The 17411-nt window shown below is 71.9% G+C and carries 11 protein-coding genes and 1 pseudogene; 3 read left to right on the top strand and 9 right to left on the bottom strand.

The features are described from left to right. Positions 1-885: 885 nt before the first annotated feature. The 6 genes and pseudogenes from ACJOT3_RS14865 to ACJOT3_RS14840 form a co-directional block, all read right to left on the bottom strand. Positions 886-1503: a TetR/AcrR family transcriptional regulator gene (locus ACJOT3_RS14865; protein ID WP_406973044.1), complete on the bottom strand. Its 618-nt coding sequence runs from the start codon at positions 1501-1503 to the stop codon at positions 886-888. Between the two features lie 51 nt (positions 1504-1554). After that, positions 1555-2469 (bottom strand): CPBP family intramembrane glutamic endopeptidase, encoded by a 915-nt coding sequence (locus ACJOT3_RS14860; RefSeq protein ID WP_406973042.1) that lies wholly within the window; start codon positions 2467-2469, stop codon positions 1555-1557. 224 nt (positions 2470-2693) lie between these two features. Then, positions 2694-4163, bottom strand: coding sequence for an LCP family protein (locus ACJOT3_RS14855; protein ID WP_435873337.1), 1470 nt, complete (start codon positions 4161-4163; stop codon positions 2694-2696). Between the two features lie 172 nt (positions 4164-4335). Continuing rightward, positions 4336-5769, bottom strand: a complete 1434-nt coding sequence (locus tag ACJOT3_RS14850; protein WP_406973040.1) for an LCP family protein — start codon at positions 5767-5769, stop codon at positions 4336-4338. Between the two features lie 208 nt (positions 5770-5977). Beyond that, positions 5978-7234: pseudogene (locus ACJOT3_RS14845) on the bottom strand (RNA-guided endonuclease InsQ/TnpB family protein). 132 nt (positions 7235-7366) lie between these two features. Then, entirely contained in the window at positions 7367-7828 is a 462-nt protein-coding gene (locus ACJOT3_RS14840) for an RDD family protein (RefSeq protein ID WP_406973038.1), read from the bottom strand. A gap of 332 nt (positions 7829-8160) precedes the next feature. Between ACJOT3_RS14840 and glnA the strand changes: the two genes are divergently transcribed. Both glnA and ACJOT3_RS14830 read left to right on the top strand, forming a co-directional pair. Beyond that, positions 8161-9585 carry a type I glutamate--ammonia ligase gene (gene glnA, locus ACJOT3_RS14835; RefSeq protein WP_406973036.1) on the top strand — a complete coding sequence of 475 codons (1425 nt, stop codon included), beginning with the start codon at positions 8161-8163 and terminating at the stop codon, positions 9583-9585. A 214-nt stretch (positions 9586-9799) separates the two neighbouring features. After that, complete coding sequence (locus ACJOT3_RS14830; RefSeq protein ID WP_406973034.1) at positions 9800-12841, top strand: bifunctional [glutamine synthetase] adenylyltransferase/[glutamine synthetase]-adenylyl-L-tyrosine phosphorylase; 3042 nt, start codon at positions 9800-9802, stop codon at positions 12839-12841. 14 nt (positions 12842-12855) lie between these two features. On the opposite strand, the gene ACJOT3_RS14825 is transcribed toward ACJOT3_RS14830, so the two are convergent. Both ACJOT3_RS14825 and ACJOT3_RS14820 read right to left on the bottom strand, forming a co-directional pair. After that, positions 12856-13977 (bottom strand): sensor histidine kinase, encoded by a 1122-nt coding sequence (locus ACJOT3_RS14825; RefSeq protein WP_406973032.1) that lies wholly within the window; start codon positions 13975-13977, stop codon positions 12856-12858. After that, the gene (locus tag ACJOT3_RS14820) at positions 13974-14648 is read right to left on the bottom strand and encodes a response regulator transcription factor (RefSeq protein WP_406973030.1); all 675 of its coding nucleotides are present in this window, start codon (positions 14646-14648) and stop codon (positions 13974-13976) included. The genes ACJOT3_RS14825 and ACJOT3_RS14820 overlap by 4 nt, the downstream gene beginning before the upstream one ends. A gap of 179 nt (positions 14649-14827) precedes the next feature. Between ACJOT3_RS14820 and ACJOT3_RS14815 the strand changes: the two genes are divergently transcribed. Then, a complete protein-coding gene (locus tag ACJOT3_RS14815) occupies positions 14828-15448 on the top strand; it encodes a M15 family metallopeptidase (protein ID WP_406973046.1) in 621 nt (206 codons plus the stop codon). 40 nt (positions 15449-15488) lie between these two features. On the opposite strand, the gene ACJOT3_RS14810 is transcribed toward ACJOT3_RS14815, so the two are convergent. Further along, positions 15489-17288 (bottom strand): carbohydrate-binding module family 20 domain-containing protein, encoded by a 1800-nt coding sequence (locus ACJOT3_RS14810; protein WP_406973028.1) that lies wholly within the window; start codon positions 17286-17288, stop codon positions 15489-15491. Positions 17289-17411 lie beyond the last annotated feature (123 nt).

Genomic DNA, 17411 nt, shown 5'->3' with positions numbered 1-17411 from the left:
GTCCTTTCTCCCGACACCCCCTCGGGCCGGGGAGGGCGATGCCGGCGGGGGTTACACCGTCTGTGGTCGGGCTTTCAAGCGAGGTCTGTGCAACCGCGGGTTTCCAAGCGGAGCGTCTTTCCGTGGACCTGTGTGGCCGGGGATGTGCGCTGTGCCCCGACCCGTCCCCTGAAAAACACCCCCACCGCCCGGGACGTGAGTCCAACGCGTACGCCTTGTGGTCTGCCGGACCTTCTACGTGGGGACGGCTCCGCGCCCAGCCCGGGTCTGTACGTTCCCACACGGTGACCCGTGGAGACCAACACGCCCGAGAGCAGTCCCTTCCACCGCCCTCCGCAGATGGCCGGCGTTTTGGAAACCTGCTCTTGCTGTCTCACCCCCTGGGTCTGGGGTCGCGATTCCTCCTCCCGAAACCCCCTGCGGTCGGGGCCGGAGGCCTCCTGCCGCCCTCACCCCCTGCGGCGGGGGAGACCACGGACGTGACCGGGCCGGGGCTGAGGCCCCAGGAAAGGTGGCAACCCCCCGGGGCCGGGGCCGGAGGCCTCCCGCGGCCGTCACCCCCTGCGACGGGGGCGGCCACGGACGTGACAGGGCCGGGGCTGAGGGCCCCAGGGAAGGTGGCAACCCCCTGGGGTAGGGGCGACCACGGAGGTGACCGGACCGGGGCTGAGGCCCCGGGAAAGGTGGGCAACCCCCTGGAGCCGGAGGAACCGTTCCCCGCACACCCGTCAGACCCGCGACCCCGAACAGACCACCCCCGCACCCCACAGCGTTAACACCACACCCACCGGCCGGGGCCAAGGCCCCAAGGAAGGCGGGAAACCCCCCGAGGCGGGGAAAGCGCAACGCCCTCCGGCCGGGGCTGAGGCGGGAGGTTCTGTGGCCCTAGTCCGATGACGGCCTCTCGTTCAGGACATGGTCGGCCGCGGTCCTCAGCACGTCGATCTCCGTCTGTAGGAGCGTGGGCTCCGCGGGGAGCGCCTGTGCGATCGACAGGCCGCTGACCACGGTGTACAAAAACCTCGCCCGGCGTTCGTTGTCGCCCGGTGCGAGCGCGCCCTCGTCCTGGAGGACCGTGAGGCAGTACTCGATGCGCCGGCGCAGCTCCCGCTCGATCGCGACGTACTCTTCACGGGCGGCGTCCGTCGGCGCGGTACGTATGTAGCGGTCGAAGACCTGGGCCCACATGTCCCGCGGATGCCTGTCGGCCTCCGCGGGTACGAGCAGGCGCTGGAGGCAGGCGACGAGCCGGTCCCTGGCCGGGATGGACCGATCGCGCACGCTGTCGTCCCCGAGCACCGTGTCGTAGACCCGGACCAGCACCTCGTCCATCAGCTCGCGCTGGGTGGGGAAGTGGTGCTGCACCGATCCGGTGCTCACCCCGGCCCGTGCCGCGACGGCCCGGACGCTCGGCGTCGCCGGGGGCTCCTCCCCCAGCATCGTCGCCGCCGCCCAGAGGATCTTGTCCCGGCTGTTCAGGCCCTCCGGTGGACGCAGCTCCATCCCACACCTCCCAGTACGCTGTATCGGAACCTTACCGGCAGCGGCCCGTGCTCAGAAGGCCGAAAGGCGCGGCGTCCGCACCGGCCCGGTGCGCCGGGTGCGCATCCACACCACCAGGGCCGTGACGGCGATGACCGCCCCGGGGATGAGCACGGCCGCCGTCCCGGCACCCGCCGAGCGATCGGTCGCGACGGTGGCCAGATCCGTGCGCAGCGCCGCGTCGAACACGAAGGACAGCGTGTTGAACGCCGCGTGCAGCACCACCGCGATCTCGATGCCCCCGCTGCGCCAGGTGACCAGCGCGGTCCCGACCGCGAAGACCAGATACCAGGTGTTCAGCCACATGTCGGTCGACAGGTGCACGACCGCGAACGCCGCGCTGGAGACCAGGATGCCCACCACGAGACCCGCCCGCGGTCCGCGCGCCCAGCCTCCGGCGACCCGGAAGACGAGCCCGCGGAACCCGTACTCCTCGCCCGCGGCCTGCAACGGCACGAGGAGGAGCGTGGCCGCCAGGATCCACAGCACGTCCATGTGCGTCCAGGTGCCCTGCGGCAGCGGCACCCAGTACTGGAACATCATGACGACGACCCAGGCGGGGGTGATGAGGAGCAGCGACCGCCCGAGGATGTCGAACCGGAAGCGCGAGACGACCGAGTGGAGCGACGCCCCCTTCACCCCGTAGAGCCACCGCTGGATGAGCATGCTCCACGGGATCATCAGTGCGACGGCGGCCATGCCCGCGGCGTGCGTCAGGGGCGTGTAGGCCGCGCGGCCCTCGGTGCCGATCACGGTGTCCACCCCCGCCGCGGCACCGATGAGGGCGAGGCTGGAGAACGCCAGCCCGCCGATCAGGAGCGCGATCGCGAAAACGCCGCGGCCGATGCGGCGCTTGTCGCCCGCGAGCACGCGGTGGTATTCGGTGTCGGGCGCGATGGTCTTCGTACGTTGGTCCAGCCGGTTCATTCGGAGCCCCCTTGCGAGGTCGGTGCAGGGGGTCACGACGGACTTTCGGCACTCGCCGGGCGTTCTGCGCACGCCCCGCCGCCCCCAGACCAATACACCGTATTGGCCATGAGTGGGACAGTACCACATTTTCCAATACGGTGTACTAGTGCCCTGAGAAGCGCGGGGGCGGCGGCCTTGGTCAGGCCACCGCCCCCGCGAGGGATGCTGTTCGGTTCGAACGCCTACCCGCAGGCGACCTCCTGGTCGGCGGAGGTGCCCTCCAGGCCCGCGAGCGGGTCGTCGGCGGACTCCTCGCCGGAGCCCTCGTCAGAGGCGTCGCCGCCGTCGCCGCTCAGGTTCACGCCCTGCCAGTCGGTGCCCATGACCAGCTCCACCGAGCCGGACAGGTCCGCGGCCTCCTCGATCTGCGCGCCGCTGACCAGTGCGGCGGCCACGGCCCGCGCCTGCGCCTCCTGGCCCGGGGCGTGGTAGACCGTGGTCTGCTGCGGGGCACGGGCGGTGGGGTTGCCCGAACCGGTGACGGTGAAGCCGAGTCCGGCCAGCAGCGGCTCGACCTGGGCGGCCAGACCCTGGGTGCCCTGGTTGTTGACGATGTACACCGACACCTCGGAGGGGGAGGCGGACTCGGTGGGGGCCTCCTCGGCCTCCGGCTCCTTCTCCTCTTCCTCCTTCTTCTCCGGCTTGGTGGCCTCGCCCGCGGCGACCGCCGAGAACAGCTCCGACGCGTCCGGCTCCCGGAGCTGGACCTTGTTGCCGTCGTTGACGTAGTTGTCGACCGGGACCATCACCATGTTCATCCGGCCCAGGTCCACCTCGCGCATGGCGACGGCCAGCTCCACCATCTTGTCGTTGGTGAGCTCGCCGTCGACGGTCATGCTGTCGGTGACCGAGCCGAAGAAGTCGTAGAGCGTGGTCGGGCTGGACATGACCTCGCCGGTGGTGACCTTGCGCAGGATCGCGCCGATCAACTGCTGCTGGCGCTTGATCCGGTCCAGGTCGCTGCCGTTCTCCGTGGTCTCCCGGGAGCGGGCCAGCGCCAGCGCCTGGCCGCCGTCCAGGGTCTGCTCGCCGGCGGGCAGGTCCAGCCTGGCCTTGCGGTCCTGGAGGGGCTCGGGGATGCACATGTCGATCCCGCCGATGGCGTCGACGATGTCCTGGAACCCGGCGAAGTCGACGAGCACCATGTGGTCCAGGTGGACTCCGGTGAAGTCCTCCACGGTCTTGCCCTGGCAGTCCAGACCGCCGTAGACCATGGCGTGGTTGAGCTGGTCCACGGTACCGGCGGCCACACCGGGGGCGTCCTCGGTGGCGTCGCAGCCGGGCATCGGGAGCATCAGGTCGCGGGGCATGTTGACCATGGTCACCCCGCCCTTGTCGACGTCGATGTTGACCAGGACCAGCACGTCCGGGCGGATGCCGTTGGCCTCGTTGAACGAGGCCTCTTCCCCGGCCCGCTCGTCGGTGGCCAGCAGCAGGATGTTGTGGATCCCCTCGACCCGTGCCGGGCGGTCGCCCCAGGCGTCGGTGTTGATGTCCTCGGTCTGCACCGCCAGGGCGTCGCGGTAGCCCGCGTAGCCGACCAGGCTGGTGGCGATGACGACGCCGGTCAGGCCGCAGGCCACCCACTGGCCCGGGGACATCCACGCCTTCGCCGTGGACTTGGCCGTTCTGGACACGTGTCTGGGAGCCAAGAGGGCACCTGCGATCCGTTCAGGGACAAGGTAAGGGGGTGATCGTTCGCCCGTACGCGCCCGAGGGTCACGCCGGGATCACGGCCGAACGCTACCGCACGGTACGCGGAAGGTCCGGTTTCGGTCAAGTAAGGGTAACGACCCCCTTTGACCGGAATGTCCCCCCTGCCGATCAGCAGGCGCTCTCGGGCTCCTCCTCCGCGGTGATCCCGCCCAGGTCCTCGGTGACCGAGATCTCCGGCGCGGCCTCCTCGTCGCCCTTGAACCCTGTCCAGTCCGGTCCGATGACCAGTTCGAGGGTGCCCGTGAGCCCGGCGGCCTCCTCGGTGACCGCGGTCTCCAGCGACTTCGCCAGCAGGTCCGCGGCGGCCCGCTGACCGGGCGCGTAGTAGATCGTCGTGACCGCGGGGACGCGGACCTCGGGGTTGCCGGTGCCGTTCACCGTGTACCCGTCGGCGCCCAGCCGCTCGGCGACCTGGCCGGCCAGGCCCTCGATGCCGGTGCCGTTGAGCACGTCCAGGGAGATGTCCGACGGGGACGGGCCGCTCTCGGCCTCGCCCTCGTCCTCGTCGTCCTTCTTCTCGTCGTCTCCCCCGGACAGGTCCGCGCCGGAGTTGATGGCCGCGAAGAGCTCGGAGGCGTCGGGCTCCCGCAGCGCCAGCCGGTTGGCGTCGGCCGGGTGCTGGCCGTTGGGCACGGTGACGAACTGGATCTTCTTCAGGTCCACCTCGCGCATGGAGATCGCGATGTCGGTCATCGTGTCGACGGTGAACCCGTCGTCGGCGGTGACCGACTCGGTGACCGCGTTGAGGAAGTTGGTGATGGCCAGCGGGCTGGTCATCACCTCGCTGCTGAGGACCTGGCGGAGCATGGCGCCCATGAACTGCTGCTGGCGCTCGATGCGGGACAGGTCGCTGCCGTCGCCTTGGCCGTAGCGGGAGCGCACGTACCCCAGGGACTGCTCGCCGTCCAGGGTCTGCTCGCCGGCGTCCAGGGTCAGGTGGGCCTTGGGGTCGTCGACCGGGGCGGGGATGCACATCTGCACGCCGCCGACGGCGTCCACCATGTCCTTGAACCCGGTGAAGTCCATCATGACGAAGTGGTCCAGGTGGATCCCGGTGACCTGCTCGACGGTGTTCCACTGGCAGCCGATGCCGCCGAAGGTCATCGCCGAGTTGATCATGCCGCTGTGCGGGTTCATCCCCTCATAGCCCTCGACCGCCTCGCAGTAGGGCAGGTCCACGACCAGGTCGCGGGGCAGGTTGACCATGGTGACGGCGCCCCGGTCGACGTTGATGCTGGCGATGAGCATCATGTCCGGGCGCTCGCCCTCGGCCTCGCCGTAGTTCGCGTTGTCCCCCGAGCGCACGTCCGACCCGATGACCAGGAGGTTCATGACGCCCTCGACACTGGTGGGCCGGTCCCACTCGTCGGTGTCGACCTGTGCGGTCGTGATGTTGTTGGCGATGCCCTGGTACCAGAGGTAGCCGCCCAGGCTCCCCACGATCGACAGCGCGGTGACCACACAGGCGACCCACTGCCCCGCGGACAGGCGCACGGCGTCCAGGACACCGGCGGGGCGTGGGGCGGAGCGTTTTCCAGCCATGCGAACCTTCGAGGGGTGCGGTGAGGCCCGGGAGGGAGGGAACGCAGGCGTCGAACCGCATGCGTCCGATGAGGGGATCACACCGTCCCGGGACGGTGTGGCCGAGAATCGGATGTTAACAGCACCGGGGGTGCTGTAAATCCACTCTTGACTTCACCCACCTCCCCAGAAGGAGGGGGTCCGATACGCGCCAAGGCGCGTACGGCCCTTACGGGTCGACCCTCGCGGGCCCGGTTTCCTGTTTCGTCGCCGACCGCGGAAGGGAGGACCCCTGCCGTCTCACACCGGCTCCGCAGGCCTACCCCGGGTCTTGTTCCCGGAGCACGGCACGTCCTGCCGTAAGGATGTTCTTCGCCGCGTTCAGCTCACGGTCGTGCCGTGCGCGGCAGTGCGGGCACGTCCAGAACCGGGTGCCCAGAGAGAGATGCTTCAACAGGTGCCCGCAGTCCGAGCACGTCTTGGACGAGGGGAACCACCGGTCGATCACCACCAGGGTGCGACCGTACCGGGCGGCCTTGTACTCCAACTGGCGGCGGAACTCACCGAAGGCGGCGTCCAGCACCGCTCGGTTGAGTCCCGCCTTCTGCCGCACCCGCTTCCCCGGCTCTTCGAGGCTGCCGCGCGCGGAGGAGGTCATACCCCGCACGCTGAGGTCCTCGATCGCGATCAGGTCGTGGGCGCGCACCAGGTGGGTGGTGGTCTTGTGCAGGAAGTCGGCACGGGCGTGGCGGACCTTGCGGTGCGCGGCGGCGACCTTGCGCCTGGCCTTGCGCCGGTTGTTGGACCCGCGCGCCTTGTGGGCCATCCGGCGTTGGTAGCGGGCCAGATTCTTGGCTTTGCGGGCCAGGTGGCGGGGGTTGGCGATCCTCTCCCCGGTGGACAGGGTCGCGAAGTCCTTCACACCCAGGTCGATGCCGACCTCGACCCCGGACCCGGGTGCGGGGGCCGGGTCGTCGGTGTCCACGACAAAAGTCACGTACCAGCGCCCGTCCGGCTCCCGCGAGACGACCACCGTGGTCGGAACCAGCGTCGCCGGGTCGACGTCCGGCCACGACCACGCCACCCGCACAGGGTTCCGGTGCTTGGCCAGGAACAGTTCACCGTTCCTGATACGGAACGCCGATCGGGTGTAGTGCGCCGACTGGCGGCCGGTCCGGGTCTTGAACCGGGGGTAGCGGGCGCGTCCGGCGAAGAAGTTGGAGAAGGCGGTGTGCTGGTGCCTGAGCGTCTGCTGGAGCGGTACCGAGGACACCTCGGACAGGAACGCCAGCTCGGTGGTCTTCTTCCACCCGGTCAGCGCGGCGTCGGTCTGCTTATAGGTGGTCGTCTCGCCGCGCTGGTGGTAGGCGGTGTGGCGCTCGGCCAGGGTCTTGTTCCACACCAGGCGCACACATCCGAACGTGCGGCCCAACTGGGCCGCTTGTTCGGGGTCGGGGTAGGCCCGGACCTTGTACGCCGTCCGCATACGGCAGAATTTACACGAAGGAGAAACTTGAGTAAGGAAAAACTGGAAAATGCGTGCGGGTTGCCCCGAGTTCCGCTCCTCCGTGGACGACAGGGCATCCTTCGGGAAGCTTCGTGACCAGGTCCGGAACCCTCAGAATCGGACGGCCACGGTCCCCGCGGCGCGATCGTGCAGGCCGCGGGTGTCCCGGTCGTAGATGACGGCCGGGATGACCAGGCACAGCAGGAGGGTGCGCACGGCCATGGAGGCGAACCAGGGCCAGGGGCGCTCGCCGGTGGCCTTGATCCGCACGCCCACCAGGCGGCGGCCGACCGAGGTGCCGAACAGGGTGAGCAGCGCGATGTTCATGACCGCGAACACGACCAGGGCGGTGTTGCTGACCAGGCTGGTGGCCTGTTCGCCGGTGACCCCGGCGCCGATGGCGCCCGCGGAGTACAGCCCCCAGGAGACGGCCAGCGCGAGCAGCCAGTCGAGCAGCAGCCCGGTCAGGCGGCGGCCCACCCCGGGCACCGAGTCGGGGCCGTGCTCGGGCAGCCCCAGCCGGTTGCCGCGGTAGCGGAAGTCGTCGTCGGCCGCGGCCCTGTCCTCGCTCATGTCCCCAACGGTATCCACCGCCGGGCATCGCCCCGTCCCGGGTGGCCCGAACGGCGGCGGTTCCGGGGCCGGTGGGCGCCGTGGCGCAGACCACACCGGAGGTCCCGGATGCCCCGTTTTGGCCCTGTACACGCCGGAATCACCGGGTCAGCCGGGGTGGTCTGCGAAAACACCGAAGTCCGTAACATGCAGGAAACAATGGAGACACGGCGTGGAAATCCCGCGCTCCTAGCTTCGTCAGCGAAGCCGGGAGACACCGCGTTGATCCGCCGCGTCCGCGATGGAGCGGCCCGCGGATCCGGTCGTCTCAGCCACCTGCACGGAGGTTCGTTTTGTTCAGCAGCGTCGACGAGGTGCTCGCTTTCATCCGAGACGAGGACGTCAAGTTCCTCGACGTCCGGTTCACGGACCTGTTCGGAGGCGTGAACCACGTTACCCTCCCGACCGAGAACGTCGACGCCTCGACGTTCACCGACGGTCAGATGTTCGACGGCTCGTCGATCCGTGGCTTCCAGGCCATCCACGAGTCCGACATGCTGCTGCTCCCCGACCTGAGCACCGGCGTGCTGGACCCGTTCCGCAAGTACAAGACGCTGAACATGACGTTCTTCGTCCACGACCCCCTCACCCTGGAGTCGTACAGCCGCGACCCGCGCAACGTCGCCCGCAAGGCCGAGGCGTTCCTGCGCGGCTCCGGTGTCGCCGACACCGCCTTCTTCGGCCCCGAGGCCGAGTTCTACATCTTCGACGACGTCAAGTTCGAGACCCGGTCCAACACCGGCTTCTACGAGATCGACTCCATCGAGGGCGCCTGGAACACCGGCTCGGCCCTCGAAGGCGGCAACCGCGGCTACCGTCCCCGCTACAAGGGCGGCTACTTCCCCGTCGAGCCGGTCGACCACTACAGCGACCTGCGCTCGGACATGGTCCGCACCCTCATCGAGGCGGGCATCGAGGTCGAGCTCCAGCACCACGAGGTGGGCACCGCCGGCCAGGCCGAGATCGGCGTCAAGTTCGGCACCCTGCTCCAGCAGGCCGACCGCGTGCAGCTGTACAAGTACATCGTCAAGAACGTCGCCAACAACGCGGGCAAGACGGCGACCTTCATGCCCAAGCCGCTGTTCGGCGACAACGGCTCCGGCATGCACTGCCACCAGAGCCTGTGGAAGGACGGCGAGCCGCTGTTCTTCGACGAGTCCGGCTACGGCCAGCTGTCCGACACAGCCCGCTACTACATCGGCGGCCTGCTCAAGCACGCCCCGGCGCTGCTGGCCTTCACCAACCCGACGGTGAACTCCTACCACCGCCTGGTGCCCGGCTACGAGGCCCCGATCAACCTGGTCTACAGCCAGCGCAACCGCTCCGCGTGCATCCGCCTGCCGCTGACCGGCTCCAACCCCAAGGCCAAGCGCATCGAGTTCCGCGTGCCGGACCCGTCGGCCAACCCGTACCTGGCCTTCTCCGCCATGCTGATGGCCGGCGTCGACGGCATCAAGAACAAGATCGAGCCGCCGGAGCCGATCGACAAGGACCTGTACGAGCTGCCCCCGGCCGAGGCCAAGGCCATCAAGACGGTCCCGGCCTCGCTGGACGACGCGCTCAACGCGGTCGAGGAGGACCACGAGTTCCTCCTGGAGGGCGGCGTGTTCACGAAGGACCTCCTGGAGACCTACGTGGACTTCAAGCGCACCGAGGAGATCGACTCCCTGCGCCTGCGCCCCCACCCGCGCGAGTTCGAGCTCTACTACGACATCTAGGCCGTAGCCACAGCTCCCCGGAGTGACGCGCCCGCGGGGCGCGCCCTCCTCCCGGGGCCGGTATCCGTTCGGATACCGGCCCCGACCCGGTTCCGGACCATCCCCGGGCGAACCCAACGGCGGGAGCGCGCTGAGGTGTTCCGGCCCGCACCGTGCGGTCGGCCCATGACCGTGCGGCTACCGTTGACGCGTGGCAAGGGACGGAAGAGACACCATGACGGCAGGCGCGCTCGCACGGCGCGGCTTCAGTGACAGCCTGCGGGCCCTGCGGCTGCTGACGGGGGCGGGTCTGGACGCCGCCGCCGACACGGCCGTGATCGACTCCCTGGCGGCGGCCCCCGACCCCGACCAGGCCCTGCTGGGGCTCATCCGGGTCCTGGAGAACGACCCCGACCCGGACGTGCTGCGCGACGCGCTGCGCGAGGACCCCGCGCTGCGGGAGCGGCTGTGCCGGGTGCTGGGCACCGGCAGCGCCCTCACCGACCACCTGGTGCGCCACCCCGGCGACTGGCGGGAGCTGCGCGGCGCCGACGCCGCCCGCACCCCCGAGCCGGAGGAGCTGCGCCGGGGCCTGCTGCACACCGTGGGCGCCGACCCCAACTCCCCCGCCCCGGCCGCCGACCTGTCCGGCACCCGCTCCGCCGCCGAGCTGCGCCACGCGCTGCGCGTGGCCTACCGGCGCCGGGTGCTGCGGCTGGCGGGCCGCGACCTGACCGGGCTGGTCACGGTGGACGCGGTCGCCGCCGAGCTGGCCGACCTGGCCGCCGCCCTGCTGGACGGCGCGCTGGCGGTGGCCCGCGCCGAGCACCCCGAGGACGCCGCCCGCTGCCGCCTGGCCGTCATCGGCATGGGCAAGTGCGGGGGCCGCGAGCTCAACTACGTCAGCGACGTGGACGTGGTGTTCGTGGCCGAGCCCGCCGAGGTCCCCGGGGACGGGGAGCCGGTGGACGACCAGGCGGCGATGCGTTCGGCGACCCGGCTGGCCACCGCCATGATGCGGGTGCCGGTGGAGACCGACGCCGAGGGCACCCTGTGGGAGGTGGACCCGGCGCTGCGCCCCGAGGGCAGGAACGGGCCGCTGGTGCGCCCGCTGTCGGGGCACCGCGCCTACTACGAGCGCTGGGCCAAGACCTGGGAGTTCCAGGCCCTGCTCAAGGCCCGGCCGATCGCCGGGGACGCGGAGCTGGGCCGCGCCTACATGGACGTGATCACGCCGATGGTGTGGCAGGCGTCCGCGCGCAAGGACTTCGTCGAGGACGTGCAGGCGATGCGCCGCCGGGTGCTGGAGCACATCCCCGCCGGCCAGGCCGACCGGGAGCTCAAGCTGGGCCCGGGGGGCCTGCGCGACATCGAGTTCTCCGTCCAGCTGCTCCAGCTGGTGCACGGGCGGGCCGACGACCGGCTGCGGTCGGGCACCACCCTGGTGGCGCTGGCCGCCCTGTCCGAGCACGGGTACGTGGGCCGCCAGGACGCCGTGGGCCTCGCCGACGCCTACCGGTTCCTGCGCCGGCTGGAGCACCTGCTGCAATTGCAGCGGCTGCGCCGCACCCACCTGATGCCCGACGGCGGGACCGCCGACGGGCAGGCGGAGCTGCGCCTGCTGGGCCGGGCCCTGGGCTTTGTCGCCGACCCGGTGCGGGAGCTGACCGAGGCCCGCCGCAAGGTCGCCGCCGAGGTGCGCCGCCTGCACGAGAAGCTGTTCTACCGGCCGCTGCTGAACGCCGTCGCCAAGCTGCCCGGCGAGGAGGTGCGGCTCTCCCCCGAGCAGGCCCGCGACCGCCTGGAGGCGCTGGGGTTCGCCGACCCGGCCGGGGCGCTGCGCCACCTGGAGTCGCTGACCTCGGGCGTGTCCCGGCGCGCGGCCATACAGCGCACCCTGATGCCGGTGATGCTGGGCTGGTTCTCCGACGCCCCCGACCCCGACGCCGGGCTGCTGGGGTTCCGCCAGGTCAGCGACTCCCTGGGCACCACCCCGTGGTACCTGCGGCTGCTGCGCGACGACGTGCGGGTCGCCGAGCGCATGGCGTGGCTGCTGGGCACCAGCCGCTACGTCACCGAGCTGCTGCTGCGCGCCCCCGACGCGATCAGGATGCTCGCCGACGACGCCGACCTGGTGCGCCGCGACCCCAAGGTGCTGGCGGCCGAGGCCGACGCGGCGCTGCGCCGCTACGACACCGCCGAGGAGTCGGTGTCGGCGGTGCGGGCGCTGCGCCGCCGCGAGCTGCTGCGCACGGCCGCCGCCGACCTGCTGGAGGTCTCCACCGTCCAGGAGGTGGGTGCGGCCCTCACCGACATCTCCGCGGTGACCATCGACGCCGCCCTGCGGGTGGCCACCGCCCGGGTCCTGGAGGCCGACGGCGAGGAGCTGACCCGCGTGTGCGTGGTCGCGATGGGCAGGTTCGGCGGCGGCGAGCTGACCTACGCCAGCGACGCCGACGTCATGTACGTGCACGCCCCGCTGCCGGGGGTGGACACCACAGCGGCCACCCGGCAGGCGATGGCCGTCGTCCGGGAGCTGGCGCGGCTGCTGGAGATGCCCGCGGCCGAGCCGCCGCTCAAGGTCGACACCGACCTGCGGCCGGAGGGCAAGAGCGGCCCGGTGGTGCGCACCCTGGACTCCTACGCCGCCTACTACGGCCGCTGGTCGCAGGTGTGGGAGAGCCAGGCGCTGCTGCGGGCCCGGCCGGTGGCCGGGGACCCGGAGCTGCGGTCCTCGTTCACGGCGCTCATCGACCCGATCCGCTACCCGGTGGGCGGTATCGACCCCTCGTCGGTGCTGGAGATCCGCAAGCTCAAGGCGCGCATGGAGGCCGAGCGGCTGCCGCGCGGCGCCGACCCGACCCTGCACACCAAGCTGGGCCGGGGCGGGCTGTCGGACGTGGAGTGGGTGGCCCAGCTGGTCCAGCTGCGCCACGCCCACGAGTACCCGGACCTGCGCACCACGGGGACCCTGGAGGCGCTGGGGGTGGCGGTCGCCCACGGGTTCCTGACCGCCGACGACGGTGCCGTCCTGGAGCAGGCCTGGCGGCTGGCCTCGCGGGTGCGCGGCATGGTGATGCTGGTGCGCGGCCGGGGCGGCGACTCCCTGCCCACCGACCTGCGGGTGCGGGCGGCGCTGGCCGCCGCCCTGGGCTGCCGCAGCGCCCAGGACGAGGAGGGCCTGTGGGAGGGGCCCGCCGAGCAGCTGACGGAGTCGTACCTGCGCACGACCCGCCGGGCTCGGGCCGTGATGGAGCGGGTCTTCTACGACGACTGAGCCACGGCGGCCGGCTACGGCGACCGGGTCCGGCCGGGCAGGACGACGGTGACGGTCAGCCCTCCCCCGGGGCGCGGGACCAGGTCCAGGGTCCCGCCGTGGACCTCCACGACCCGGGAGGCCAGGGCCAGGCCCAGCCCGTACCCCTCCTCGCCGCCTCCGCGGCGGCGGGTGCGTCCCTGCCCGCGCAGGAACGGCTCGGTGAGCCGGGCGACGGTCCCCGGTTCCAGGACGGGTCCGGTGTTCTCGGTGCGCAGCACGGCGGCCCCGTCCGGGGCACGGCCGACGGAGGCGGTGGCGGTGCCGCCCTCGACGTTGTGGCGCAGGGTGTTGCGCACCAGGTTGTCGGCCAGCCGCAGCAGGAGTTCGGGGTCGCCGGTCACCGGCGCGGCCGCGGCGTCCAGGCGCAGGTCGACGCCGCGCCGTGCGGCCTCCTCCCGGGCCTCGGCGACGGCGCGGCGGACCGGGTCGGCCAGGTCCAGGGGCCGGGCGGCGGCGGTGACGGCGTCGACGTCGGCCAGCCGCAGCAGCGCCTCGGTGAGGCCGACCGCGCGGGCGTTGACCTCGGTCAGCCGGTCGAGCAGCGGGTCGTGGCCGGGTTCGCGGCGGGCGACGTCGAGCATGGTGGCGGTGATCGCCAGCGGGGTGCGCAGCTCGTGGGAGGCGTTGGCGGCGAACCGCTCCTGGACGGCGAAGGCGTCCTGGAGGCGGTCGAGCATGTGGTCGAAGGCGTCGGCCAGCCGCCGGAACTCGTCGTCGGGCCCGGTCAGGCGGATGCGGTGGTCCAGGCGGCCGGTGGCGACGGTGCGGACCGCCGCGTCGATGCGGTGCAGGGGCCGCAGCACCCACCCGGCCAGGAACCAGCCGCCGGCCAGGCCGATGGCGGCCAGCGCGAACAGCACCCACAGGGTGACGTCCACCAGGGCCGCCACGATCTCGCCCCGGGAGGTGATGTTGACGTGGGTGACGCTGGGATCGTCGGTGGTCAGCGGGTAGTCCGGGATGTACCGGATGACGATGTAGACCCCGGCCAGGACCGCCATCCCGGAGACGACCAGGAAGGCGGCGTACCCCAGGGTGAGGCGCAGGCGGGCGCTGAGCGGCAGGCCCGGGCGGCGCCGCGGGACCGGGTTCACCGCTCCCGCCCGGGGTCGACCAGGCGGTAGCCGACACCGGGGACGGTGACGATGGGGTCGGGGTCGCCCAGGGCCTTGCGCAGGTGGGAGACGGCGACCCGGGGCGCGCTGGTGAAGGGGTCGGCGTGTTCGTCCCACACCTTCTCCAGCAGGGTCTCGGCGGTGACCACGGCCCCGTCGGCGCGCAGCAGCAGTTCGAGGACGGCGAACTGCTTGCGGGGCAGCCGGAGCGGGCGGGCGCCCCGGTGGGCCTCCCGCCGGTAGGGGTCCAGGCGCAGGTCGCCGACCCGCAGCACCGGGTCGACGGCGGTGGTCGGGCGGCGGGCCAGGGCGCGCAGGCGCACCACGAGCTCCTCCAGCGCGAACGGCTTGGTGAGGTAGTCGTCGGCGCCCAGGGAGAACCCGTCGACCTTGTCGCGCAGCCGCCCGGCGGCGGTGAGCATGAGGACCCGGGTGCCGGGGTGGTCGCGGACCAGGACGGCGCACACGTCGTCGCCGTGCACGCCGGGGATGTCGCGGTCCAGGACCACGGCGTCGTAGTCGTTGACGGCGACGCGTTCGAGCGCCTGGTCGCCGTCCAGGGCGATGTCGGCGGCGATGGCCTCCTGGCGCAGGCCCGCTTGCAGGGCCTCGGCCATGTAGGGCTCGTCCTCGACGACCAGTACGCGCATGCTGCCCCCGCTCCACGGCGGCCTCCCCCGGCCGCTCGGTTCCGAGTCTAGGAGCGGGACCTGTTGCGGAAGTGTTGCGCGATCGCCCGACACGGGCGCAACGCCCCCGGTGATGGTGTGGCCCCCGCGAGGCCGGGCACCGGGTCCGGCCCCGGACGAGGGGGAGTCCGTTGGGTGCAGTGCGCCGGTGGGCGGTGACCGCGGCCGTGGGGGCCGTGCTGGTGTCGGGGGGCTGCGCGGCCCAGGAGAGCGGCGACGGCGGAGGCGGGGACCGCGGGGGCGGGGGCGCCGTGAGCCGGATGTGGGACCTGCCGGGCGGGTCCGAGCCGCTGACCGAGGAGGACGGGTACGTGCCGGTGGGCGAGGGGCTGGCGGTCGACGCCGACGTCCCGGCGCTGGCCAACCTGGACCCGGAGCTGCTGGAGGCGGTGCGGGAGGCCGCCGCGGCCGCCCTGGACGCGGGGGTCGACGTGGTGATCGTGACCGGCGGCTGGCGCAGCGAGCGCTACCAGGAGCACCTGTGGGAGGAGGCGCTGCGCGAGCACCGCAGCGAGGAGGAGGCGCGCCGGTGGGTGGCCTCCCCCGAGGAGTCCGCCCACGTCGGCGGGGACGCGGTGGACATCGGGTACACGAACGCGGCGGACTGGTTCTCGCGGTTCGGGTACGAGTACGGGCTGTGCCAGACCTACGCCAACGAGATGTGGCACTACGAGCTGGCGGTGGAGCCGGGCGAGCCCTGCCCGCACCCGGCCGCCGACGCCTCCGAGAAGCGTGCGGACGCCCCCGCGCCGGAGGAGTAAGGCGCGGGGGCGTCGGTAGGGGGAGGGACTTCTCAGGCGGTCAGCGGTGGTTCCAGGTGACGGTGGCCGCGGGGCCGATCCGGTTGGACCCCGTCTCCCACTCCACGTTCCCCGAGCCGTCGATCTTGACGAGCTTCCACTCGGTGCCGGCGCCGATGGTGACCGTGCCGGACCAGGTGGGGTAGGTGGCGGCGTCGGTGGACAGCTTCACGCCCTGGGCCGGGTTCCAGGACCCGAGCGCCGGAGTGGAGCCGACCACGTACACCTCCTGTCCCCAGTTCGTGTGGACGACGGCCTGGAGCGCGTCACCGGGGGTGCCCGGGTCGGTGCCGCCGCCGCAGTCGTCCTCGCACTCGCCGTCGACGTGCAGGGCCACGGCCCCGTTCGCGGGCACCTGGACGGTGACGCTGCCGCCGGAGACGGTGGCGGTGCCGCCGCCCGCGGCGTTGTCGTAGGTGCCGTCGGGCAGGGAGGTGGCGGCGGTCAGCTGCCAGGCGCTCCCGGTGGCGTTGAAGGCGGCGAAGCCGCGCGCGCCGCGGTCGAAGGCCAGGCGCCCGTTGCCGTCGGTGGCCCGCTGGACCAGCGCGGTGTCGCCGACGGAGGTGCGGAAGGCGGCCATGCCCGCGACGGCGGGGTGGCGGTGGGAGCAGACCCAGGAGCCGGTGGAGCAGTCGGTGTCCTCGGTGATCCAGCCCGCCGGGTTGCCCCCGACCTCGCCGATGCTGGGCGGTCCCTCGGTGACGTTGGTGCCGAAGTCGTAGCCGGAGGTCACCACCGGGGTGCCGTAGGGGTGGGCCAGCATGAACGCGGTCGCCAGGTGGTAGCGGTCCCCGTCCTTGTAGGTGAGGGTGGGGTGGTAGCGCTGGGTGTCGTGGTTGTCGATGAAGACGGTGGCCTGGTCGGAGGTCAGCCCGCCGTAGTCCGGCAGCTGGGCCAGCCCGGAGATGTTGCCGTCCTTGAACTTGCCGGCCACGTCGCGCTGGTAGTCGAAGTTGGTGACCTCGCCGTAGGGGGCGTAGGCGGTGTAGGGGACGGTGGCGTCGCCGTAGACCTCGTGGAAGATCCGGGGTTCGCCGCCGAAGCCGGGCACCGTGTTCAGGTTCCCGAAGATGTCGGCGATGTGCGCCTCGGGGACGTGCTTGGCGGCGTCCACGCGGAAGCCGCCCACGCCCAGGTCGATGAGGCCGTTGAGGTAGCGCTTGATGTGGCCGCGCACCTGCGGGTCGGCGGTATCGAGGTCGGCCAGGCCCACCAGCTGGCAGTTCTGGACCTCCTCCTTGTCGTTCCAGTTCGCGATGTCCCTGCGGCAGGATCCGAAGTCGCCGTCGCCGTAGGAGGCGGTGCCGTCGCCGAAGAGGTCGGGGTGGTCGTACTTGGCCCAGGCGGTGCCCGCGCTGCCCACGCCGGAGCCGTCGCCGGTCGTGTGGTTGACGACGGCGTCGACGTAGATGCGCACGCCGTTGTCGCGGCAGGTGGCGACCATGGCGGCGAACTCGGCGGCGGTGCCGCGCCGGGTGTTGTCGAGCCGGTAGGAGACGGGCTGGTAGTCCTGCCACCAGGGGTAATTGCCGCCTTCGGCGAAGGGGATGACCACGTGCTCCTGGGGCGGGGACACCTGGACCCCGGAGAAGCCGTTGGGGCCGAGGAAGGTCTCGCACTCGGCGGCGACGGAGTCCCAGTTCCACTGGAAGAGCTGGACCAGGGTCTCACTGTTGGGAGTGGTCGGGGCGGCCGCCTGCGCGGGTGCGGGCAGCGGCGCCGCCGAGGCGGGGAGGGCGGTCAGGGGGAGGAGGAGCAGGGCCGCGGCGGCGGCCGCTTTCAGGGGGGTGCGTCGGTGCATCGGCGCTCCAGGGTCGCTTGCGGGGGATCACGTATGGTCTTGCGATTAACGCAAGAAGTTGCGTGATGCCGAGCACACTACCGGCCCGTTACGGCTTTGTGAATAGACCACAACCCACGCGTC

The sequence above is a fragment of the Nocardiopsis protaetiae genome, from assembly GCF_045446735.1.
GTDB classification, from domain to species: Bacteria; Actinomycetota; Actinomycetes; order Streptosporangiales; family Streptosporangiaceae; genus Nocardiopsis; species Nocardiopsis protaetiae.
This window is presented reverse-complemented; position numbering and strand designations above follow the sequence as displayed.